Source organism: Streptomyces sp. PKA51 (assembly GCF_057552455.1).
Window position 1 is genome coordinate 158,534 of the sequence record NZ_BAAJPZ010000011.1, and the last position, 23,659, is coordinate 182,192.

At 74.2% G+C, this 23,659-nt stretch carries 9 protein-coding genes; 7 read left to right on the forward strand and 2 right to left on the reverse strand.

From position 1 onward, the window contains the following. The first annotated feature begins 160 nt into the window (after positions 1 to 160). Positions 161 to 1,519, forward strand: a complete 1,359-nt coding sequence (locus AC27L3_RS18450) for a condensation domain-containing protein (protein ID WP_487235134.1) — start codon at positions 161 to 163, stop codon at positions 1,517 to 1,519. A 50-nt stretch (positions 1,520 to 1,569) separates the two neighbouring features. Beyond that, positions 1,570 to 2,922, forward strand: coding sequence for a condensation domain-containing protein (locus AC27L3_RS18455; protein WP_487235174.1), 1,353 nt, complete (start codon positions 1,570 to 1,572; stop codon positions 2,920 to 2,922). 155 nt (positions 2,923 to 3,077) lie between these two features. Here AC27L3_RS18455 and AC27L3_RS18460 read toward each other — a convergent pair whose 3' ends face one another. Then, on the reverse strand, positions 3,078 to 10,697 hold the full coding sequence (locus AC27L3_RS18460; protein ID WP_487235135.1) for a LamG-like jellyroll fold domain-containing protein: 7,620 nt from the start codon (positions 10,695 to 10,697) through the stop codon (positions 3,078 to 3,080). Positions 10,698 to 10,950: 253 nt separating this feature from the next. Here AC27L3_RS18460 and AC27L3_RS18465 point away from each other — a divergent pair, with 253 nt between their 5' ends. Both AC27L3_RS18465 and AC27L3_RS18470 read left to right on the forward strand, forming a co-directional pair. Continuing rightward, positions 10,951 to 12,828 carry a transketolase gene (locus AC27L3_RS18465; protein ID WP_487235136.1) on the forward strand — a complete coding sequence of 626 codons (1,878 nt, stop codon included), beginning with the start codon at positions 10,951 to 10,953 and terminating at the stop codon, positions 12,826 to 12,828. A 47-nt stretch (positions 12,829 to 12,875) separates the two neighbouring features. Next, positions 12,876 to 13,424: a GNAT family N-acetyltransferase gene (locus tag AC27L3_RS18470; protein WP_487235137.1), complete on the forward strand. Its 549-nt coding sequence runs from the start codon at positions 12,876 to 12,878 to the stop codon at positions 13,422 to 13,424. A gap of 107 nt (positions 13,425 to 13,531) precedes the next feature. Here AC27L3_RS18470 and AC27L3_RS18475 read toward each other — a convergent pair whose 3' ends face one another. Further along, positions 13,532 to 14,467, reverse strand: coding sequence for a LysR family transcriptional regulator (locus tag AC27L3_RS18475; protein WP_487235138.1), 936 nt, complete (start codon positions 14,465 to 14,467; stop codon positions 13,532 to 13,534). Between the two features lie 124 nt (positions 14,468 to 14,591). On the opposite strand from AC27L3_RS18475, the gene AC27L3_RS18480 reads away from it, so the two are divergent. The 3 genes from AC27L3_RS18480 to AC27L3_RS18490 all read left to right on the forward strand — a co-directional run bounded on the left by AC27L3_RS18480 (position 14,592) and on the right by AC27L3_RS18490 (position 23,603). Further along, entirely contained in the window at positions 14,592 to 15,845 is a 1,254-nt protein-coding gene (locus tag AC27L3_RS18480) for an MFS transporter (RefSeq protein WP_487235139.1), read from the forward strand. An 18-nt stretch (positions 15,846 to 15,863) separates the two neighbouring features. Continuing rightward, a complete protein-coding gene (locus tag AC27L3_RS18485) occupies positions 15,864 to 16,487 on the forward strand; it encodes a cysteine hydrolase family protein (protein WP_487235140.1) in 624 nt (207 codons plus the stop codon). 231 nt (positions 16,488 to 16,718) lie between these two features. After that, the gene (locus AC27L3_RS18490) at positions 16,719 to 23,603 is read left to right on the forward strand and encodes an SDR family oxidoreductase (protein ID WP_487235141.1); all 6,885 of its coding nucleotides are present in this window, start codon (positions 16,719 to 16,721) and stop codon (positions 23,601 to 23,603) included. Positions 23,604 to 23,659 lie beyond the last annotated feature (56 nt).

Below are 23,659 nucleotides of genomic sequence, written 5' to 3' on the forward strand. Positions count from 1 at the left end.
CGAGGTTCTCCCGTGCCGCCCAACCGCGCTGTTGATCAGCGAAAACGTCTCTCCTTCATCTTTGTTTCATCGTGATCGGTTAGCTTCCGCGAGCCGTATCGAGGCGTATCGAGGCGTCAATTGGGACGTCGATGAGGTGTCATAGGGGGAAGGAATTCCAGTGGAATTCACGGAATTGGGAGACAGCGACATTCCCGCCGGCCGACTCGTGTTCTGGACGCCGTCCGCCCCGGACGCGGACTGGAGGGACGACCCCCGGGCGCCCGCACTCGTCCACGAACACCATGTGCGTGCGGCGGCCGACCGCGGGCCGCGGCACGTGGCTCCGGCATGGATCGGGGTGTCCTTCCGCGTGGGCCGGTGCGACCCGGAGCGGATCGCATCCGCCTTCTCGGCCTGGCTGCGCGCACACGAGCACCTGCGCAGCACGCTGATACCGGCCCCCGGAGGCTGCGCACGGCGCACGCTCCCCGAGAGCGCCGTCACCCTGCGACGGCAGGACGTCGGCGACTTCGCCGACGGGGCCTCGATCGGGCGGCAGATCGAAGCCTTCTTCGACCGCGGCACCGGACCGCTCGGCTGGCCTCCGGTGCTCTTCGCCACGGTCGACGGCGCGGACGCACTCACCGTGTTCGTCGGCGCCGACCACGGCGTCATGGACGGCTGCACACTCGCCATGATCCCGGGGGAGATCCGCGACGCCCTGGCCGGACGCACCGCGCCCGCGCCCCGGCCGACCTTCCTGGACTACGGGGCCGAGGAGCGGCAGCTCCTGGAACGGCTGCCGGCGGAACCCGACCGCACCGCTCCCTGGCGGGCCCTGCCCACCGACACCCGCGGCCGTACCCCCGCCTTCCCCCTGCCGCTCGGCGCGCCCGGAACACCGATCCCGCAGACGAGCGGCTACCACTGGCTGCTCGACGGCCCCGCCGCCGGCAGATTCGCCACCGCCTCCCGCGCCGCCGGAGGCACGACCGCCGCCGGACTGCTCGCCTGCCTGGCACTCGCCTCGGCCGAGGTCACCGGCGCACGGCAGCTGTCCGTGATCAGCCTCGCCGACACCCGGCCCGCACGCTGGCGAGCGGCCCCGGGCTGGTTCGTCGGCCTGCACCCCGTACGGATCCCGGCCGCCCCCGGAGCGGCCTTCGCCGACACCGTCGCCACCGCCACCGCCGAACTGCGCCGGCGCGCACCGGGACCGGGCAGCTCACTGCCCCACGTCAGCCGCATGCTGCGCAGGCCGATCCACCCCCGGTTCGTCGTGTCCTACCTCGACGTACGCCGGGTGACGGGCACCCCGCCCCGGCCCGAGGACGTGATGCTGCGCAGCCGGATCCACGGCCCGGCCGAGGTGTACGTGTGGCTGACCAGGAGCGAACGCGGCGTCCACCTCTCGACGCGCTTCCCCGGCACGGCCGTGGCCCGCGCGAACGTCGGACGCTTCGTCCTCGCCGCCGCGCAGGCCGCGGACCGTGTCGTGCAGGGCCACCGGGCCGCAGCGGTGCCGACGCCCGCCTGACCCCCGCGCACCTCGCATCACCCGACGGAACAGGAGACCCCACCGTGCGCATGACCCAGATCGTCGACTGGCGGCCCGAGCCGGGCCACGTGACCGAGTTCGAAGCGAGAACCGACCGGGCGCCCGAGCCGCACGACGTGCCCGCCTCCCACTTCCAGCGGGCGCACCTGCAGCTGGCGGCCGCCCACCGCGCCGCCGGCCGGCAGCAGTCGCCCTGGGTGGCCATGACGTTCGACCTGCCGGGCCGCGCCGACCTCGACGCCCTCACCGAGGCGTGGCAGGGGCTCGTGCGCCGGCACGAGGCGTTCCACACCTGGTACGACCCGGACGGCGACACCCTGACCGGGTTCCGTATACCGCCCGACTCCCTCACCGTGCACCCGGTGCCCGTGGGCGACTTCCCGGACACGGCCGGCCTGCGGGCCCACCTCCACCGGCGGATCGACGAGAAGACCTCGGTGAACGGGCCGGGCCTGCTGGCCGGAGTGATCCGCCGCGAGACGACGTCCACGGTGTACTTCGCGATCGACCACGCCTACACCGACGGACACTCCCTGACACTGCTGTTCCACGAACTGCGCATCCGCTACCACGCGGCGCGCTGCAAAACCCCGGTCGACCTGCCGCCGGCACCCGGCTATCTGGACCTCAACCGTCGCGAGCACCGGCGCTCCGCGTCGCTGACGAAGGGAGCACCGGAGCTCGCCGCCTGGTCGGAGTTCCTGGCCGTGAAGGACGGCGGCTTCCCCGCCTTCCCCGTCGACCTCGGCAACGACACCGGCGATCTGCTGCCCGCCACGCGCCTGGAGTACCCGGTGTTCACCGGGGAGCAGGCACGCGCGTTCCGCGCCTTCTGCGCCCGGCACGGCGGCGGCCTGGCCGCGGGCTTCTTCGCCGCGCTGGCCCTCGCCCAGGAGGAGTTCACCGGCAACGACACCTACCGTGTCCTGACCGCCGTGTCGACCAGGGCCCACCCCCGGCTGCTGCGCGTGCACGGCTGGCTGGTCAACCTCGCCCCCCTGCTGTTCCGCCTGCCCGCCTCGCCGAGCCTCGCGGGCACGATCGCCGCCGCGCAGCAGGGCTTCCAGCGGGCCCGCGAAGGGTACGACGTGCCCCTGCACCGGGCACTCGACCTGCTCGTCGAGGACGGTGCCGCCCCCGACATCCCGCCCATGGCGTCCTACGTGGACGCACGCTCCGCACCGGGCGCCCGCGACTACCTCGACGCGGGCGCGACGGTCCTGACCGGCCCCGACAACGCCAGCGGGGTGTCGCTGTGGCTGAACTGGTTCCCCGACCGGGCCGACCTGGTGGTCGGCATGCCGGACACGGCGCAGGCCGCTGCGGGCGTGCCGAAGTACGTGGACCGGGTCAGGGAAATCATGCTCACCGCGGCCCTGTAGGGGCGTCCAGGGCCTGCCCGGCGGATCATGCAGCCCCCGTCTGCGGGTGCGTCGTGGCTTGTCGCGCCCACGCGGCGGCAGCCGCAGATCGGCACAGCCCCGCGCCCCTTGCGGGGCGCGGGGCTGTGCCGCGATGAAGATCCGCCGGGCGGATCCTAGGCCTCCACTCCGTAGTACTGCGCCATGAAGCCGGTCACCGCGTCGGCGTGCGGGAGCAGACCCGGCAGGTGGGTGCCGAGGGCCTCGCGGACCGCCGTGCCCAGGTCGGCGAGGCTCGTGGTCGCGCCCTTGACGTACGGGTCGAGGCGGCGCACGAGCTCGTAGTTGCTCGCCAGGTCCAGCTCCCGGACGGCGCGCTCCAGGGGCGGGGCGGCGGCGCTCGTGACGGGCGGCAGGAGCCGGCTGACGAAGGTGACGCGGTGCATCACCCGCCAGCACGGCGGCTTGCGGTCCGACTGGCGGGCCTGGCGCAGGGCCGCGGCGTTGGGGTCGGTGGCGTTCTCCAGCCACTTCGGGTCGACGACCTTGTGGAAGAAGGTGTCGAAGTGCTCGGTGTCCTCGCCGAGGTAGAAGGTGAGGAACCGGTACGCGTCGACCTTGCCCGGCGCGTTGACCGGGTTGCCGTCGGCGTCGAAGACGGGCTTGCGGTTGGCGTCGTACTGCTGGACGTTCCCGGAGGGGGAGCAGGTGACGTCGAGCCCGAAGGAGCGTGTCGCCTCCTTGCCGCGGGCCCGGGTGACGGTCATGCCGCCGCCGACGGAGGCGTCGAGCTGGGCGTTGATCCCGACGCCCATGACGTCGAAGGACGTGCCGACGGACGCGCCCACCGAGCCGGACAGCGAGTAGGAGCCCGAGGTCGTCTCGCTCACCACGTCGGTGGTCTGTGTCGTCTCGGAGAAGAAACCGCCGTCCGCCGTCCAGACGTAGGTGTTGACCAGGTCGCGCCGGGAGAAGCCGTCACCGGTGGTGTTGCCGGTCGTGTCGCGTCCCTTGCCGGGTGCCGTCTCGCCGCCGATCGCGCCGCCCAGGACGCGGCCCGCCCGCTCGGCGGTGGGGTCGGGGGCGTGGGTCTCGGTGGAGACGGACTCGTAGTAGCCGCGCAGCCGCTGCTGCTCGCGCTGGATGCGGCGCTTGATCGCGTAGGCCTCGCGCGGCTTGTAGTAGCTGTACTCGCCGTGGTCGCGGGCGCCGGCGTAGTCCGGGTCGAGGACCTTGCCCCGCTCGTCGTAGCCGACCGCGCCGTCGAGGGTGCCCTGCTTGGTGTAGCGGGGGTTGAGGGGGAAGGGGACGACGTTCCAGTCCTTGGGGATGTCGGGGTTGGGCTGGATGCGGTAGGCGACCAGGGCGCCGCTGTGCGCGAGCCGCAGGGCGAAGACGTCGGCGGTCTGCGACTGGACCACCGCGAAGCCGGTGTTGACGGGGACGTAGCGGCGCCCGAGCGCCGGATTGAGCGGCTTGAGCGGGTCCTCCCAGCTGCCGGAGAGGTCCACCTTCATCGCCCGCGCGGTGTTCTCGCCCTGCGAGACCACGGTCTCGTCGGCCCAGCTGTTGGAGAACTCCAGGCTGCCGCGCACGCCCACCGACACCTTGGCCTTGGCCATGGACTTGGCGACACCGAAGCCCAGCGGCGCGGCGATCATCCACATGTCGACGTCGACCTCGTTGGAGAGGGCGAAGGAGAAGGCGGCGTCGACGCTGCGCTCCTTGGCCGACGACAGGGAGTGGACCACCTCCTCGGCCTCGGTGAACGTCACCGACGACGCGCCGTCGTACGTGGCCCGGTCGGGATCGACCGTGTTGGGGGTGAGGTTCTCCGACGGCACCGGCGGGGCGCCCTCGACGTAGCCGACGAGCTGCGGGTCGAACTGGACCTGGCCGACCCACTCGCTGATCAGGTCGCCGACCTTGTAGCCGGTGACCAGGTGCCAGCGGCCGTTGCGCAGACAGCCGTACGCCCGCTTGAGCACGCCGAACGCCTCGCCCTTGGCGGTGTACTGCATGTCCGCGTACTCGGCGACGGCGGGCGCGGCGGAGACCGTCTCGTGGAAGGGGGTGCGCATGGCGGCCAGGGCCGAGCGGACCTGGGCGGTGTCGCTGGAGACGGGGGCGGTGGACAGGACGGCGGCGGGGCGCCGGGGGGCGTCGGGGAGGGTGAGGTCGTTGCCGCGCAGGCCCTCGTCGCGGACCAGGTTCGCACTCTCGTCGGTGGAGGCGCGGTCGAAGGACCAGTAGGCGATCAGGTCCTCCTTCTCGCCCTTGAGGCGGGTGAAGAGGTTGTCGAGGACCTGTTCCTGGGTGCGGGCGGTGCGCCAGACGCGCACCTCCTCCAGGATGCCGCGGAAGGGCTGGGTGACCTCGCCGCCCTCGAGCCGGGCGCCGAGGGAGAGCTGGGCGTCGCCGTAGTCGGCGAAGTCCTTGGCGTCGAGGGGGTCGCAGGCCACGGAGATGCCGTTGCGGTAGAGCCGGAAGGCGCTGCCGCGCGGGTCGGGGTTGCGGGTCCAGCGGGCGCCGCGCAGCCGGGCGGGGTGCGAGCCGGTGGTGTCGGCGGCGGTGTTGCCGGCGTTCTCCTCGAAGCGCCACCGGGCGGTCAGGCCGCGGTCGCGGGCGGAGACGGGCGTGCCGAGCTGCGCGGCGTCACGGGCGAGGCCCCACAGCCGGACTTCGGCGACGACACCGGTGAAGGAGTGGACGTCCGGGCCCGTGCGGGCGCGGCCGATGTCGAGCGTGCCGGTGTTGCCCTTGGCGCCGGGGCCCTCGTAGCGGGCGGAGCCGGCCTCGCGGCCGTCGATGAAGAAGCGGATGTCCTGCCACTCCTGGACGTCGACGGACTCCACCAGCTCGACGGTCTGCTGGACGGGCTTGCCGTCGGCGCCCGCGGCGGTGATCTCCTTGTTGCCCTTGCGCTCGTGCATCGACCGGCCGCTCTTGCGGACGACGGCGAGGCGGTGGAACGTTCCCGCGGCGACGGCCCCGGTGGACGTGAAGCTCACCAGCTTGCCGTCCGGCTCCTCGAAGCCGAACTCCAGCTTTCCGTCGGGCAGGACGAGCAGCCGGTACGGGACGCTGCCGCCGGAGCCGTCGGCGGTACGGCCCTTGGAGAGCAGGCCCTGTGTCGCGCCCAGGGCGGCGACGCGGCAGAAGACCTCGACGGTGAGGTCGTCGGCGATGTCGAGCGCGTCGTTGTCGGCCGCCTCCAGGTACGCGCCGTCGGAGAGTTCGACGGCCCAGGACTGCTCGTAGGCGGCGGCGAGGTGGGTCCACTGGTGCGGCGGGAAGGTGTCGCGGGTGGCCACCAGCCGGTCACCGGCCCCGGCGACGACGCGGTAGGTCGTCTCCGCGGCCTGCTTGAGCTCAGCGGTCGTGGTCACGGTGGTGATGCCGCCGCGCAGGTGGACGTGCCGGTCGTTGCCCGAGCGGTCCAGAACGCCGGGCTTGCCGTCCACCCGGTCCAGCGGGTCGCCTGCGGGCCAGTAGCCCATCAGGCCGGGCTCCTTGCCCGTCAGCCGTACGTTCTTGCGGTCCCGGATCTCCGCGGCGGTGCGGGCGGTGCCCCAGAGCCGCACCTCGTCCATCTCCACGGCGGCGTAGTCGGGCACCCAGCCGCCGAAGTGGCTGCCGAAGCTGAAGAGGCCGTCGCCCTGGTACGTACCCGTGGCGATGCGCCGGTCCTCGGCGACGCCGTCCCGGTAGATCACCTGCTCCCGGGTGGTCGCGTCGAAGACGCAGGCCCAGTGGTGCCAGCCGGCGTAGTCCTGGCCGTGGGTGGTGGTGAGGTCGTCGCCGTAGAAGGCGAAGGTGAAGGTGCTGGTCTCGCGCCAGCCGATGTGCAGGGAGCCACGGGTGGTGGCGTGCGAGGTGCCGTGGCCGACGACGTACTGCGCCTTGCCGTCCCACTCCTTGGTGCGCCGCGCCCAGAACTCCACCGTGAAGGACCGGCCCGCGAGGCTGAAGGCCTTCTCGGTCATGGCCACGCCGCTCCTGCCGTCGAAGGCCAGCGCGGGCACGACGGGGGCGGGCGGGGCGAGCAGGCCCAGCGTGTACGGGACGTCGCCGGTGCCGGCGTGCACGATCCTGGCCGCGCCGGACACCGCCTCGGGGTTGACCCACGCCTCCAGGGTCAGGTCGCGGGCCACCGCCACCCGGTCGAGCTGCTCCTGGGGCAGGGTGAGGGCGTTGCGCTGCCCGTCGAAGGAGTAGGCCCGGCCGGGCTTGTCGGCGCGCCAGCGGCAGCCGTGCCCGGCGACGAGGTCCGCGACCTCACCGAGCGGGACCTCCCGGGCCGTGCCCGGGTCGGCGAGCACGAGCCGGGAGCCCGCGGAGAGCGGGACGCCGGGGCGGTTGGAGGAGGCGCGGCGGTGGTCGTAGCGCAGCCGCTGGACCGCCTCGCCCGGTTGCGGCTCGGGGCCGCCCTCGCCGGCGTCCAGCCGGAGCGACGTGGCTCCGGGCGCGCAAGCGGTCTCCGTGAGGTAGAGGTGACCGCCGAGGGTGACCGGCGTACCGGCGGGCAGGGCGGCGGAGAGGGGTTCGGCGAGCCGGAGGACACCGCCGACGACGTCGCCGGACTTGCCGCCGGACAGGATTCTGGTGGTCGCGTCGAACGACTTGACCGCGCCGATCGTGACGGGCTCCTCCGGCGTCCCGTTGACGATCGCGGCGAAGTCGGCGGCGTGGCGCGGCAGCCCCCGCCAGGTCTCGCGTTCCTCGCCCCGCTCGATGGTCATGTCGCACAGGCCGGGTCCGTCACCGGCGGTGACGCGGATGGTCACCGAGCCCAGGCCGGTGCCGGAGTCGCGGGCGGTGAAGGTGACTCCCTGGCCGTCGCCGGCCGTCAGCCTGCGGGAGGAGCGCAGGACCGTGGTGTCGTAGTAGGTGGCGAAGAACTGCCCGTTGGTGCCGCGGAAGTACAGCACGACGTTGCCGGTGGCGCTGTCCAGCAGGTACGGCCGGTCGGCGGAGCGGGCGAAGGCCAGCAGCGCGCCGGAGGCGCTCAGGCCGGTGCGGTCGAGGGAGAGCTGGGGGACGGGCAGCGCGATGTCGTCGGCGCCCTTGAGGCCGCCGGTGAGGCGGGCGAGCTCGTCGCGCTTGGCCGTGAGCTCGGCCTGGTCGGCCTCGATCTCGCGGCGGCGCCGTTCCAGCAGTTCGCGCTGCGGGCGGAGCTCGGCGAGCTGGGCGTCGAGGGCCTCCATGCGCTTGCCGGCCTCGCGGGCGTCGGAGCGGCCGAAGTCGTGGAGGGCGACTCGTTCGACGACGACCAGCCCCTCGCCGGACTCGGTGACCGCTGCCGGGTCGTACTGGACGACGCGGTCGCCGAGCCGGTCGGGGGCGCAGACCGCCTTGCCGCTGTGGCGGTTGACGAGCGTGAGGTAACCGTCGCTTCGCTCGTCGATGTGGAAATGGGTGTTCCAGGCGGTGGCTTTCCGTGGCCACACGATCAGCGGCGCGTCGTTGTCCTGGCGGTCACCGGCGACGTTCATGTCCTTGCCGGTGTGCGGGTTGTACAGGTGGTAGGGCGTGGGGCCGCTCCAGCTGGCGCCCGGGGGGATCAGGACGGCCCACAGCGCCGACTTCGCCTCCTTGTCGGAGGTCCTGATCAGCGGCGGTTCGCTCCCCGCGCCGTCGTCCTTCACAGCGAGGTACTGCGGCTTGCCGTCCCGGGTGTTCTTGAAGCGGAGACGGCACGTCCAGCCGGAGATGTCCTGCCACGCGGCGTAGTACATCTCGCGCTGTCGCTCCAGCTCCGGCACGTCGGCGGTCTGCCGGGCGAGGTCGGCGACCTCGGTCTCCTTGGCGGCGATGTCCTGGACGAGCTCCCGTATCCGGGCGTCCAGTTCGCTGATCGTCTCGACGTCGGAGCTGCCCTCCGGCGCGGCGAGCACCGGCAGCTTCAGCTCGTCCGGCACCTGGGCGAGGCGCCCGTCGCGCCCGACGCCGAAGTCGATGGTGGCCAGGTACGCGTCGTCGGTCTCCGCGCCGGTCCTCGGGTCGGGGCCGGAGGTGGCGTACGACAGCAGGACGCGGGCCTGGCGCTTGGCGGGCCTGGGCTCCCGGTCGTAGCCGGTGGTGGTCTCCTCCTGCTGGTGGTACAGGACGGCGGAGAGCCCGGAGACGGTTCTTCGGCCGGCGACGGTGAAGCTGTCGCGCCGCACGCCGGGGTGGTCGCCGATGGGGGCCTCGGAGGTCACCCAGCGGGGGCCGCCGAGGAGTTCGCCGTGGCGGGCGTGGTCGGTCTGGTCGTGCAGGCGGGTGCCGGAGCCCTCGTCGAAGCGGTAGTAGGCGACGAGCCCGGGGTCGTTGCCGATGAGGCGCACGCTCTTGTCGCGCCGGAGTTCGTCGGCGGTGCGGGCGCGGTCCCAGATCCGCACCTCGTCCAGCTCGGCGCGGGCGCTCTGGGCCAGGGCGCGGCCCAGCAGCAGGGCGCCGGTGCCGGTGTAGCCGCTGTCCGTGGTGCGGCTGCCGGCCTGCTCGCCGTCGCGGTAGACGGTCTGACGGCGCGCGGCGTGCTCGTAGACGCAGGCGTAGTGGTGCCAGGCGGTGTCCTCGGTCCGTACGTCGGCGTTGAGGTCTTCGGCGTAGAAGGCGAAGGTGAAGCGGTTGTCCTCGCGGAAGCCGATGTGGAGGGACTTGTGGGGGCTGCCGGCCTCGTCGCCGTGGCCGAGGAGGAACTCCTGACGCGCGTGCGCGGTGCGCCGCGCCCAGAATTCGACGGTGAAGTCCCGCCCGGCGAGCTCGGGCCCCTCGGCCACGCGGACGTGGGCGTCGCCCTCGCCGAAGGCCAGGGCGGTCTCGGCGTGGCCCTCCGTGCTGACGACGGGTACGAGCGGCAGGCCGGTGAACGGGCAGGTGCCGGGGCCCGGTTCGTAGACGGCGTCGCGGTGGGCGGCATCCGGGCTGGTCCATGCCCGGGTGCCCTGGAGGTTGAACAGGCCGTCCTTGCCCTGCTCGATGTTGAAGGAGTCGATGCGGCCCGTGGCGTCGTGGTGCGCGAAGATCTGCCAGCGCTGCTGTCCGTGGACGGCGGTGGGCACGAGCAGGGCGGCGAACCGGCCGCCGCTCAGGTGACGGACGAAGGACAGTTCCTGGGTCGGCTCGCGGAAGGGGCGGCCTTCCATGTCCGTGGTGCCCAGGCTGTCCTTGGCCGAGTCGGGCCGGCTCCGGTGCCGGCTGCGGCGGTAGCGGGCCTCCAGTACGGGCTTGAGCTCGCCGCCCACGAGGAGGAAACGGTCGCACAGGAGGGTGTCCGCCACCAGCGGCACCTTGGCGCCGGCCGCGTCCGTCACGTAGTCCCCGCGGCCCGGGTCACCGGAGGAGCCGCCTCCGGTCAGCTTGTGCACGGCGTCCGGGTGATCGGCACCGATGGACTGGCGCAGCACGACGACGTGCGTCCCGTCCGACAGGACGTGGAAGGGCACCGGGGCCGTGAGCCGGGCCGTGGTGGACAGGAACGGGTCCACCTCTTCCTCGTCCAGCCGCTCCCCGGCCGCCGCCTCGATGCGCCCGCCCTTCTTCACCATCGGTAACGCGGTGGCCCCGGCGGCCGCGAAGCCGGTGTCCGCCACCTCGGAAGGAAGGCGCAGCGGCAGCGGGTTCTCCGACCAGTACGCGGCGTCCAGCTCCCCCTTGGACTCGTCGTGACGTGCCAGGTCCAGGACCGTGTAGACCAGCCGGCGCCGGTCGTCCATGGCCAGGGCCACGGTGGTGCCCTGGTGGCGCACGGTGGTGGTGTGTACGTAGGTGCGGTCGCTGTAGACCTTGAGCAGATGCTGTTCGCCGGACAAGGGCGGAACTCTCCTTGAAAAGGGCCGTGTGGGGCTGGGGGAAACCCCCGCTGACCTGCGCCGCTCCCCCCTGCGAGCGCAGCGGTCACACGATTTACCGAAGCGGTCGGCGCGTCAAGGAAAGCATTGCGCCACTGCCTGGAAAGCGACGCCCTCACCCCTCCGGCCCAGTTTCTGCCGCCGGTGGAGCGCCGGACGGTCAGGATGAAGACAGCGGCCGGGCGCGCCGGCCGCAAGGACGGGAGCACCCACCATGACGGCACGGGCCCCCACCGAGCCCCTCGGCCCCGACACCGACCTGACCCAGGTCTTCGAGCTGGCGCAGCAGCTGCGGGTGGACTCCGTCCGCGCCAGCACCTCGGCCGGATCCGGCCACCCCACCTCCAGCCTGTCGGCTGCCGACCTGATGGCCGTACTGATGGCCCGGTACCTGCGGTACGACTGGGACGACCCCGGCAACCCGGCCAACGACCACCTGGTCTTCTCCAAAGGACACGCCTCGCCCCTGCTGTACGCGATGTTCCGTGCCGCCGGCGTCGTCGGCGAGGACGAGCTGATGGGCACCTACCGTCGCTTCGGCTCCCGGCTGCAGGGGCATCCCACCCCCGTGCTGCCGTGGGTGGACGTGGCCACCGGCTCCCTGGGCCAGGGCATCGCCTACGCCGTCGGCATCGCCCTGGCCGGGCGCGAGCTGGAACGGCAGCCGTACCGCGTGTGGACGCTGTGCGGTGACAGCGAGATGGCCGAGGGATCGGTCTGGGAGGCGCTCGACAAGGCCGGGCGGCACCGGCTGGCCAACTTCGTCGCCGTCGTCGACGTCAACCGGCTGGGCCAGTGCGGCCCCACCGAGCTGGGGTGGGACACCGGCGCGTACGCCCGCCGCGCCGAGGCGTTCGGCTGCCGCGCGATCACGATCGACGGGCACGACCTCGGCGCCGTCGACCGGGCCCTGGCCACCGCCACCGACGACCAGGCCCCCACCGTCGTCCTGGCCCGCACCGTCAAGGGCCGGGGCGTGAGCGAAGTCGCCGACAAGAACGGCTGGCACGGCAAGCCCCTGCCCGAGGACCTCGCGGAGCGGGCCGTCGCCGAACTCGGCGGCGTGCGCTCCCTGTCCGTCCGCGGCCCCCGGCCACCGGCCGGCGCACCGGCCACGCGCCCGGCCGCCCGCCCCGTCGAGCTGCCCCGCTACGACACCGGGAAGGACGTGGCCACGCGCAGCGCCTTCGGCAAGGCCCTGGCCGCCCTCGGCGCCCGCCCCGACGTCGTCGTCCTCGACGCGGAGGTCGGCAACTCCACCCACACCGAAGACTTCAAGAAGGCCCACCCGCAACGCTACTTCGAGACCTACATCGCCGAACAGCAGATGATCGCCACGGCCGTCGCCATGGGCGTACGCGGCTACCGCCCGTACGCCGCCACCTTCGCCGCCTTCCTCACCCGTGCCCACGACTTCATCCGCATGGCAGCGGTGTCCCGGGCCACCATGGCCCTGTGCGGCTCCCACTGCGGCGTGGAGATCGGCGCCGACGGCCCCTCCCAGATGGGCCTGGAGGACCTCGCCATGATGCGTGCCGTCCACGGCTCCACCGTGCTGTACCCGAGCGACGCCACCTCCGCCACGGCCCTGACCGCCGCCATGGCCGACCTGCCCGGCATCTCCTACCTGCGCACCACGCGGGGCGCCTACCCCGTCCTGTACGCCCCCGACGAGGACTTCCCCGTCGGCGGCTCCAAGACGCTGCGCCGCAGCGACGACGACGCGGTCACGCTCGTCGGCGCCGGCGTCACCCTCCACGAATGCCTGGCCGCCGCCGACCGGTTGGCCACCGACGGCATCCACGCCCGCGTCGTCGACCTGTACTGCGTCAAACCCGTCGACGCCGCGACCCTGGCCCGCGCCGCACGGGAGACCGGTGCGCTCGTCATCGCCGAGGACCACCACCCCGAGGGCGGCATCGGCGAAGCCGCCCTGGCCGCACTCGCGGCCGAACGCCTCGCTCCCGCGGTCGCCCACCTCGCCGTCACGGTCCTGCCCGGGTCCGGCACGACGGCCGAACTCCTCGACGAAGCCGGCATCTCCCGCACCCACATCGTCCGGGCCGCACGCGCCCTGACCGCCGGCGGCTAGACGGGCCGGCACCGGTTGCCCCACCGGTGGCCTGCCACACTCCGAGGATGCACCAGGACTCCGACTCCCTCGAACTGCGCCAGCTCGTCTCCCGCGACCAGGTCGACGCCCGGCTGCGTCAGGCCCTGACCGACTGCTGGGTCGACGTCACCAACGCCGGCGGTGCGGCCGGATTCCCCTTCCCGCCCATCGACGCCGAGCAGGCCGCATCCGCTCTGGACGCCCTCCTCGCCGGTCTCGACCCGAAGACCTGCCGGCTGATCGTGGCCCTGCTGGACGGGGAGGCGGTGGGCTGGCTGGTCGTACGCCGCGACGCATTCCGCCTCGTCGCCCACTGGGGCACCCTGCACCACGTCCAGACCCACCCCGACGTCCGTGGGCGCGGCATCGGTGCCGCGCTGCTCGAACGGGCCCGCCAGGTGGCGCGGGACGAGATGAGCCTCGAACACCTGCGGCTGGCCGCGCGCGGGGGAGTCGGACTGGAGGACTTCTACGGGCGGTTCGGCTGGAAGGAGATCGGCCGCTGGCCCGGTGCCCTGCGTTTCGCCCCCGGGGACGACCGCGACGAGATCCTCATGGTCCTCCAGCCCCTCTGACCGCCGCCCCCCGCTGCCGTTCGGACCCGGCGGGTCCGACGACGGGCGGGATCCGGCACCTGCAGGCCGTGCGCGGCACGCCGGGGCGCCTGCCCGAAGGGCCCGGTTCAGCGCGGGATCACCCAGCCCGGCCGCCAGGTCCCGGCGGCGTCGTGGCCGCCCCCGGTCGCGGCGAGGTGGGCACGCAGGGCGGCCAGCGCCGGGTGCGGGTTGTCGCGGTGCCACAGGAGCGAGTGGGGGTAGACGGGGGTCGGGTCGGTCACCGGGATGCGGCGCAGGCCGTGGCCGGCGGGCCAGATGAGCCGGGTGTGCTCGCCCATGAAGGTGGCCAGGGCCGGGGTGTCGGCGATGGTGTCGAGGAGGGCGTCGGAGCCGAAGTTGGGACCGGTCGCCTCGATGGTGAGGCCGTACTCGGCGACGAGGTCGTCGTAGTAGGCGGTCCATTCGGTGCCGGGGACGACGCCGGGCATCCAGATCCGGTGCCCGACCAGCTCGCCGAGGGGCACCGACCCGGCGCCCGCCAGCGCGTGGGCGGGGCCGGTGAGGAGCTGGAGCGGCTCGTCGAGCACCCGGACGGAGGCGATGTCCTCGGGGAGGGGCCGGCCGGGCGCGGCGACGGCGCGGAAGGACGCGTCGAGCGCACCGGAGCGCAGGGCGGCGACGGCCGGCTCGATGTCGAACAGCATCAGGACGTCGAGTTCGATCCCGGGGTGCGCGCGGTGGAAGCCGCGCATCAGGCCCGAGGCCGCGCCGCGCGAGTTGATCACGTCGACCCGCAGCGGACGGTGGCCGGTGCGCACGGAGGCGATCGCGCGCTCGGCGGTGCGCAGCAGCTCGCGTGCGTGGGGCAGGAACGCCTGCCCGTCGATGGTGGGCTCGGCGCCGCGCGGCGTGCGGGTGAACAGCCGCACGCCGAGGTCGCGCTCCAGCGCGGCGATGCGCTTGGAGACGGCCTGCTGGGTGATCGACAGGTCGGTGGCGGCTTTCTGGAACTGCCCCGCTTCCGCGACGGCGACGAAGGTGCGTACTGCTTCGAGATCCACGCTGCCACCCTAATGAACAACCAATGGTTGTGGCCAACAGGTCGCACGGTTGTTTGACCTGCTGTAGTGCCTCTCGCTTTGCTCTTCCTGGTCAACATCGGTTTGTGGCAGGGGGACGTGCAGCATGGCGGGCAGGAGACGGTTGGGCCGGCGGTTCGGCTGGCTGTGGGGGGCGTACGCGGTGAGCGCCTATGGGTCCGCACTGGGCTTCGGGGCGCTCCCGCTGATCGCCGTACTGGTGCTGCGTGCCGGCCCGGCCGAGGTGTCCGCGCTCTCCGCGGTGGGGCCCGCGGTGGGCGCGCTGATCGCGGTGCCGCTGGCGCCGTGGGTGGAGTTCCGGCGCAAACGCCCGGTCATGATCGCCACGGACCTGACGCGGTGCGCGGCCATGGCGACGATCCCGGTCGCCTACGCCTTCGGCTGCCTCGGGTTCCTCCAGCTGCTCGTGGTCTCGGTCGTGGTCGCCGCGGCCAGGATCGCGTCCGGTGCGGCGAGCGGCGCCTACCTCAAGTCCGTCGTCCGGCCGGACGACCTGCTCGTGGCCAATGCGCGCTTCGAGTCGACGAACTGGAGCTCCATCGCGGTGGGACCACCGCTGGGCGGGGCGGCGATCGGCGTGTTCGGGCCGGTCGCCACCGTGGTGGCGGACGCGCTCAGTTACCTGTGCTCCGCACTGTGCATCACCGCGATCCGCGACCGGGAGGAGGCGCCCCACAACCCCGCCGAGGGATCGGTCCGGGCAGGCGCACTGCTCGACGGCTGGCGCCACATCATGGGCCATCCCGGCCTGCGGGCGCTCTACCTCAACAACATGCTCGTCTCCGGTCTGATCATGGCCACCGAGCCGGTGCTCGCCCTGCTCCTGCTGCGCCAACTCCACTTCGCGCCCTGGCAGTACGGCCTCGCCTTCGCCGCCCCCTGCCTCGGCGGCCTCATCGGCTCCCGGCTGGCCCGCCGTGTCGTGGCCCGCTACGGCCGGGACCGGGTCTTCCGGACCGTCGGCACCCTGCGCGCCGTCTGGCTGATCGGCCTGGTCTTCGTACGCCCCGGCGTCGTCGGCCTCGTCACCGTGATGGCCGTCGAGCTGGCGATCATCATCAACATGAGCCTGTACACCCCGGTGCTCGCCACCTACCGGCTCGAACACACCCCGCAGCATCTCCTCGCCCGCACCCTGTCGGCGTGGTCGATCGGCCAGCAGGCGTCCATCGCCGTCCTCACCGCGCTCGGCGGGCTGCTCGCCGACGCCACCGGCCCCCGCACCGCCCTCGCGGTCGCGGGCCTGCTCATCCTGGCCACCCCGCTCCTGCTGCCCCGAGGCGACCGCACACCGCAGCGCGAGCCGGAACCGGCCCCCACCCCGAGCCCCGCCCCCTGAGCCAAGGAGAACCCTCCCGTGAGCACCGCCCCTGCCCTCGACCCGGCCCGCACCGCTCTTCTCGTCCTGGACTGCCAACCCGCGATCCTCGCCGCCGTGCCCGACGGCGGGCACCGCGAAGCCCTGCTCGGCCGCGTGGAAGAGGCCATCGCCGCCGTTCGCGTACACGGCGGCACCATCGCCTTCGTACGCGTCGGCTTCACCGAGGCCGACTGGGACGCGACCCCCGCCGCCAACCAGTCCTTCGCCCCGCTGGCCCAGCACCGCGTCCTGCACCACGAGGACCCGGCCGCCGCCGTCCACGAGCGCCTGGCTCCCCGGGACGGCGACATCGTCGTGCGCAAGGTCCGCCACGGTGCCATGTCCACCACCGACCTCGACCGGCAACTGCGCGAGCGCGGCATCACCACCCTGGTCGTCTGCGGCATGAGCACCAGCGGCGCCGTCGTGTCCACCGTCCTCGACGCGGCGGACCGCGATTACCGGCTCCACGTCCTCTCCGACGGCGTCGCGGACCCGGACCCCGACGCCCACGACGCCCTGCTGCGTCATGTCCTGCCCGCACGGGCCCGCATCGTCGACACCGCCGGGCTGCGCGCCGCGTTGCACGGGCCCACGGCTGTTCCAGGGGTGAGGTATTGAGGTCCATTGTCAAGCGGAATATGATGCGCGGGCGCCAAAAGGATTCGCGTGTATGCAACTGTGCGCCGTACAACCGGACTTGTTCCATGGTTGACGGCGTGGAAGGTTGATCCGGAACGTTTGCTGCCGAGGCGCAAACCACCGCGGAGGCAGGGACGCTCGTCCTTGGCTCCGGCTCCTCCGGCATGGTCCTGATTCCAGAGTTCCTGGGGAGTATGGGGAGCCGCCTTCGTGCTGCAGCCAACCGTCATCGGTGTCAGTCCTTTCGGGGAGGCGGACCCGCGGCTCGTCGCAGCCGTCGGCAGAGCCGGAGGGCTCGGCGTCCTCGACCTCGGCGACGGGGGCCCGCGCGCCCGCGAAGCCCTCTCCCTCGCCCGCCGCTGGACCGGCGGCGCCTTCGGCGTCCGCCTCGCGCAGGGCTGCGCGCTCCGCCCGGACGAGCTGCACGACCGGCACGAACCGGGGCCGCACACCGTCCTGCTCGCCCCCGGCGCCGCCCCGCCCGCCGACGGCGGCCGGGGTCTCACCGTCCTGGCCGAGGTCCGCTCCCGGGCCGAGGCCCGTGCCGCGGTACGGGCCGGGGCGGCCGGCCTCGTCGCGCGGGGCAGCGAGTGCGGTGGCCCGGCCGGCGAACTGTCCACCTTCGTCCTGCTGCAACACCTGCTCGCCGACCCCGGGATCGGCGTTCCCCTCTGGGCGTGCGGCGGCATCGGGCCGCACACCGCCGCGGCCGCCGTCCTCGCGGGGGCCGCCGGCGTCGTACTCGACGTCCAGCTCGCGCTGCTGGAGGAAGCGACCGTCCCGCCCGCGCTCGCCCGCCTGCTGCGCACGACGGACGCGGCCGCCACGGTCCTCGCCGACGGACGGCGCCTGCTGGACCCCGACCGGCCGGGCACCCCCGCCGAGCTGCGGGAGCGCCCCGTACCGCTCGGACAGGACGCCTTCCTCGCCCGCCGTTTCGCCCGCGACCACCGCACGGTGGGCGCCGCGGTACGGGCCGTGCGCGAGGGAATCGACACCGCGCTGCGAACCCCCGGTGCGGCCGGGGCCCTGCGCCCCGGTTCCGCCCTGAGCCGCTCCTTCGGCACCGAACTCCCCGTCGCGCAGGGCCCGATGACCCGCGTCAGCGACCAGGCACGCTTCGCCGCCGCCGTCGCGGAGGCCGGCGGCCTGCCGTTCCTCGCGCTGGCCCTGTCCGGCCCCGAGCAGACCAGGGCGCTCCTGGAAGAGACCAGGGCCGTGCTCGACGGACGGCCCTGGGGCGTCGGCATCCTGGGCTTCGCACCGGACGACGTGCGCGGCGCCCAGCTCGAAGCCGTGCGCGCCCTGCGGCCCACGCACGCCGTCCTCGCCGGTGGCCGCCCCACACAGGCCGCCGCGCTGGAGGCCCACGGCGTCCGCACTTTCCTGCAGGTCCCCACGCCCGGGCTGCTCGGGCAGTTCCTCGACGCGGGTGCCCGGCGCTTCGTCTTCGAGGGCGCCGAGTGCGGCGGCCACGTCGGACCCAGCAACTCCTTCCCGCTCTGGGAGGCCCAGCTGGACGTCCTGGAACGCTTCCTGGACGACCGCGGGCACGAGCCGGACGAGCCACCGGCCGTCGAGGTGCTGTTCGCCGGCGGGATCCACGACGAGCGCTCGGCGGCCATGGTCGCGGCCCTGTCCACCGGCCTCACCCGGCGCGGTGCGGCTGTCGGCGTCCTGATGGGCACCGCCTACCTCTTCACCCGCGAGGCGGTGGAGTGCGGCGCGGTCCGGCCGGCCTTCCAGCACACGGTGCTCGGCGCCGGGAGCACGGTCCTGCTGGACACCGCGCCGGGCCACGTCACCCGCTGCGTACCGAGCCCGTACACCACCACCTACCGCGGGCTCCAGGAGGACCTGCGCCGCCAGGGCGTCCGCGGACGGGACGCCTGGGAGCGGCTGGAACGGCTCAACCTGGGACGGCTGCGCATCGCCGCCAAGGGCGTCGAGCGCGTGGACGGCGAACTGCGCCGGGTGGGCGAGGAACGCCAGCTCGACGCAGGCATGTTCATGGCCGGCGAGGTGGCCGTGCTGCGCGACGCCACCACGACCGTGACCGCACTCCACCGTGCCGTCACCGACGGGGCGGCCGCCTTCCACGAGCGGCGCGCCGCGGAACTGACCGGCGGGGCCCCGTCCGCGGCGGCGACCGGCGCGACCCCGGCCGCTCCCGCGCCCCCACCGCTCGACGTCGCGATCATCGGCATGGCCGGCATGTTCCCCGCAGCCCCCGACCTGCACGCCTTCTGGGCCCAGGTGCTCGCCGGCACGGACGCGGTGACCGAAGTGCCCACGCAGCGCTGGGACCCGGCCCTCCACCACGGCGCCGACGCACCCGCCCACGACACCTCGGCCTCCCGGTGGGGCGGCTTCCTGCCCCCCATCCCCTTCGACCCGCTGCGCTTCGGCATCCCGCCGTCCTCCCTCGCCTCCGTCGACCCCGTACAGCTGCTCGCCCTGGAGGCGGCCCGGCGCGCCCTCGCCGACGCGGGCTACGAGGAGCGCGACTTCCCGCGCGCACGCACCGCCGTGGTCTTCGGGGCCGAGGCCGGCAGCGAGCTCTCCCACGCGACGGCGCTGCGCACCGTCCTGCCCTCCTACCTGGGCGGACGGCTCCCGGAGGACCTGGCGCAGCAGCTGCCCGTCCTCACCGAGGACTCCTTCCCCGGGATGCTCGCCAACGTCATCTCCGGCCGGATCGCCAACCGCCTGGACCTCGGCGGGGCCAACTACACCGTCGACGCCGCCTGCGCCTCCTCCCTGGCCGCCGTCGACATCGCCTGCAAGGAGCTGACGACGGGCACGGCGGACCTCGTCCTGTGCGGCGGCGCCGACCTGCACAACGGCATCAACGACTACGTCCTCTTCTCGTCCGTGCACGCACTGTCCCCCACCGGCCGCTGCCGGCCCTTCGACGCCGCGGCGGACGGCATCGCCCTGGGCGAGGGCGTCGCCTGCGTGGTGCTCAAACGACTGGCCGACGCGCAGCGCGACGGCGACCGGATCTACGCCGTCGTCAAAGGCGTCGGCTCCGCCAGCGACGGACGCTCCCGCGGCCTGACCGCACCCCGGCCGGAGGGCCAGCGCACGGCGCTGGAGCGGGCCTACGCCCAGGCCCGGATCCCACCGGCCCGCGTCGGCCTGGTGGAGGCGCACGGCACCGGCACGGTGGTCGGCGACCGCACCGAACTCGACGTGCTCACCGAGGTCTTCCGGGAATCGGGGGCCGCGCCGGGGGAGTGCGTGATCGGTTCGGTGAAGTCGCAGATCGGCCACACCAAGTGCGCGGCCGGGCTCGCCGGTGTGATCAAGACGGCCCTGGCGCTGTACACCGGTGTGCGCCCGCCGACCCTGCACGTCCGCCGGCCCAATCCGGCGTGGCGGCCGGAGAGCAGCCCGTTCGTCTTCCACCAACGGGCCCTGCCGTGGGCCGCGCCGGCGCGGCACCGGGTGGGCGGCGTGAGCGCCTTCGGCTTCGGCGGCACCAACTTCCACGTGGTGCTGGAAGGATGCGACACCGGCGCGCCGCCGCGCCGGGCCGCCGACGCCTGGCCCGCCGAGCTGTTCCTCTTCCGCGGCGAGGCGGCGATCGAGGAGCTGCTGCGCCTGGCCGAGCCGGACGCCGCCGCGGACGGGAAGGACACGCAACCCTGGCGGCTCCGCGACCTCGCCCGTACAGCGGCGCGCCGGGCCGCGGACCCTGCCGCCGGGCCGGTCACCGCGGCCGTGATCGCCGCCGACCTCGCCGAACTGCCCGCCCTGCTCCGGGCCGCACGGGAGGGCCGTGCGATGCCGGGCGTCTTCACGGGCGCCTTCACGGGCGCCTTCACGGGCGGAGCCGAGCGGTCCGACGCGGCGTCCGCCGGCGAGCGGCCCGACCCGGCGGCCGCCGCCGGGCGCGCGGCCGGCACGGCCGACCGCGAGAACGGCAAGCTGGCCTTCCTCTTCCCCGGCCAGGGCAGCCAGCGGCCCGGCATGCTGGCGGACCTGTTCACCGCCTTTCCCGAGACGCACGAGCACCTGCGCCGGGCCCCGGCCGCCGCGATGTTCCCGCCGGCCGCGTTCGATACGGCCGACCGGGACGCCCGGCGTGCCCGGCTCGCCGACACCCGGCGGGCCCAGCCCGCCCTGGGCGCCGCGGGCCTGGCCGCCCACGACGTGCTCGCCCAGCTCGGTGTCCGCCCCGACATGGTCGCGGGTCACTCCTACGGGGAGCTCGTGGCGCTGTGCGTGGCCGGTGTGTTCCCCGCCGCCGACCTGCCGGAGCTGAGCGAGCTGCGCGCCGAGGCGATGCTGGGCGCGGCCGGGGACGAGCCGGGCACCATGGCCGCCGTCGCCGCCGGGGCGGCCGCGGTGGAAGCCGTCCTGACCGGGGCCGGGTTCGCCGGCGAGGTGGTGGTCGCGGGCCACAACTCCCCGTCCCAGACGACGATCGCGGGGCCGGACCGGGCGGTGGGCCGAGCAGCGGCCGCCCTGCGGGACGCCGGTTTCGACACGCAACCGCTCGACGTGGCGTGCGCCTTCCACAGCCCGATGATGGCCGGCGCGGCGCAGACCTTCGCCGACGTGCTCGCCTCCCGCCCCCTGCGGGCACCGCGGATCCCGGTGTGGTCCGGGCTGACGGCGACCCCCTACCCGGCGGACACCGCGCAGGTGCGGGCCCGCCTCGCCGGACAGATCACGGCGCCGGTGCGCTTCGCCGAGCAGATCGAGGCGATGTACGCGGCCGGAGCGCGGATCTTCGTCGAGGCGGGCCCGGGCACCGTGCTCACCGGCCTGGTGCGCGCCGTCCTCGGCGACCGGCCGCACCTGGCCGTCCCCTTCGAGCCGGACCCGGCGGCCGGGCTGCGCGGCCATCTGGAGGCGCTGGCCCGGCTGGCGGTCGCGGGCGGCGTCCACATCGACGCGGAAGCGCTGTTCGCGGGCAGGGACGCGGTGGTGGCCGAGCCCGGGCGGGCACCGCAGCGCCCCGGCTGGATCGTGGACGGGCACCTGGTGCGCACCGCGGACGGCGGGCTGCTGCCCGGAGGGCTGCAACCGGCCCGCCGGATCGCACCGTTGACACCGCCGCAGGGCGGTGACGGTACGAACGGGACTGCGGGAGCGGACCGGGCGGTGCTCGTCCAGGACTTCCTGCGCGGCAGCCGTGAGCTGATCGCGGCGCAGCGGGACGTGCTGCTGTCGTACTTCGGCGGGACGCCGACCGTCCCGCCGCAGGCTCCCGCGCCGGTGACCGAGACGGTTGCCGCTCCCGTACCGGTGCCCGCGGCCCGCCCTGCGGACGCGGCGGAGCCCGACCTGTTGCGCACGGTGCTGGCGGTCATCAGCGAGCGGACCGGCTATCCGGTGGAGATCCTCGATCCCCGGCTCGACCTGGAGGCCGACCTGAGCGTGGACTCGATCAAACGGACGGAGATCGCGGGCGAACTGGTGAAACGGCTCGGAGGCGCGGACGCGCAGATTCCGGACGACGCGGATCTGGAGGGCCTGATCCGCGCACGGACCGCGGCGTCGATCGTGGAATGGATGGACGCGCACACGGGTGATCCGGCACCGGCACAGCCCCCCGCCGCGCACACCGAGCGCGAGCCCGACGAGATCGCGGCCACCGAGCCGACCGCAGTCGCGCCCCGGCGGTACGTCCTGCGCAAGACGGCGCTGGACGACGCACCGCCGACCGACGCACCACCATCCGGCGGCTGCCCGGACCTGCGGGACACGCACGCCCTCGTGCTCGGCGGCACCGCCGACGTCAGCCGGGCCCTCCTCGCCCGGCTCCGCGAGCACGGTGCGCACACCACCCACGCCGACGGCACGTCGATCGACCCGGCCGGGCCGACGGACGCGGTGATCCTGCTTCCGGGGCCCACCGGTCCCGTACTGCCGGGCGCCTTCCCTCTGCTGAAGGCCCTCCTGCAGCGCGGCCCGCGCCGTCTGCTGTGCGTCCGGCCCGCCGGGGACGGTGGCCGGGACGACGGGCAGGGCGACGGAATGGGCGGTTTCCTGCGCACCGCCGCCCGCGAGTACCCGGAGACGACGGCCCGGCTGGTGCTCCTTCCCGACGGCCCGGGCGCCGACGACGTGGCGGATGCGGTCATCGGGGAACTCCTGGCACCCGACCGGGAGCCCGTGGTCGTCCGCACCGGGGACGGCCGGCGGTTCGGCATCGAGCCGCAGGAGGCCCCGCTGGGTCCCCTGCTCACGGACGACGAGTCCACGGCGGAGCGGGCGGCCGAGGCCCTCGGGCTCGGGCCGCAGTCCGTCCTGTTGTTCGCGGGCGGGGCGCGCGGCATCGCCGCGCGCGTCGCCGTCGCCTTCGCGGCCGCCGCCCGCTGCCGCATCGACCTGCTCGGTCGCACCGCCTTGTCCGACGCCCCCGAGCCGCCCGGCACGGCCGGCGTCACCGGGCGCGCAGCGCTGCGGGCCGCGCTCGCCGCGAGCGGCGAGCTGCGCCCCGCGGAGATCGACCGGCAGGCCGGCCTCCTCCTGGCCCGCCGCGAGATCGAGGCGACCCTGGCCGCGATCCGCGCGGCCGGCGGCGAGGGCCGCTACCGCTGCGTCGACCTGCGGGACGCGGCGGCCGTCGAGCAGGCGGTCAAGGAGACCCACGCCCGCCACGGGCGCATCGACGGCCTGGTGCACGCCGCAGGAGTCATCGAGGACAGGCTCATCGCCGACAAGGACCCGGCGTCCTTCGCGCGCGTCCACGACACGAAGGCGGAGAGCGCCCGTACGCTCTTCGCCGCGCTGCGCCGACTCCCCGCGCCACCCCGCTTCACCGTGCTGTTCGGCTCCGTCGCGGCCGTGCACGGCAACCGGGGCCAGGCGGACTACGCCGCCGCCAACGACGCCCTCGCCGCACTGGGCCGGGCATGGCACCGCTCCACGGGTACGCGGGCGCTGACCGTCCACTGGGGCCCGTGGGCCCCGGACGGCACGCACGGCGGGATGGTCGGCCCGGAACTCGCCCGGGAGTACGCCCGCCGCGGCATCGGCCTGATCGACCCGCGGGAGGGAACGCTCGCCCTGCTGCGCGAACTGACCTGGGGCGACGACGGTACGGGCGAGGTCGTCCTCGCCCCTCCGGGGTGGTGACGGTGCACCGCGGTCGCCCCGGGAACCCTCCTCGGGAACCGGTGGCCGTCACCGGC

Coding starts and splice junctions, on each gene's coding strand:
- AC27L3_RS18455 (WP_487235174.1), top strand. CDS start 1,570: ATGACCCAGATCGTCGACTGGCGGCCCGAGCCGGGCCACGTGACCGAG.
- AC27L3_RS18465 (WP_487235136.1), top strand. CDS start 10,951: ATGACGGCACGGGCCCCCACCGAGCCCCTCGGCCCCGACACCGACCTG.
- AC27L3_RS18470 (WP_487235137.1), top strand. CDS start 12,876: ATGCACCAGGACTCCGACTCCCTCGAACTGCGCCAGCTCGTCTCCCGC.
- AC27L3_RS18480 (WP_487235139.1), top strand. CDS start 14,592: ATGGCGGGCAGGAGACGGTTGGGCCGGCGGTTCGGCTGGCTGTGGGGG.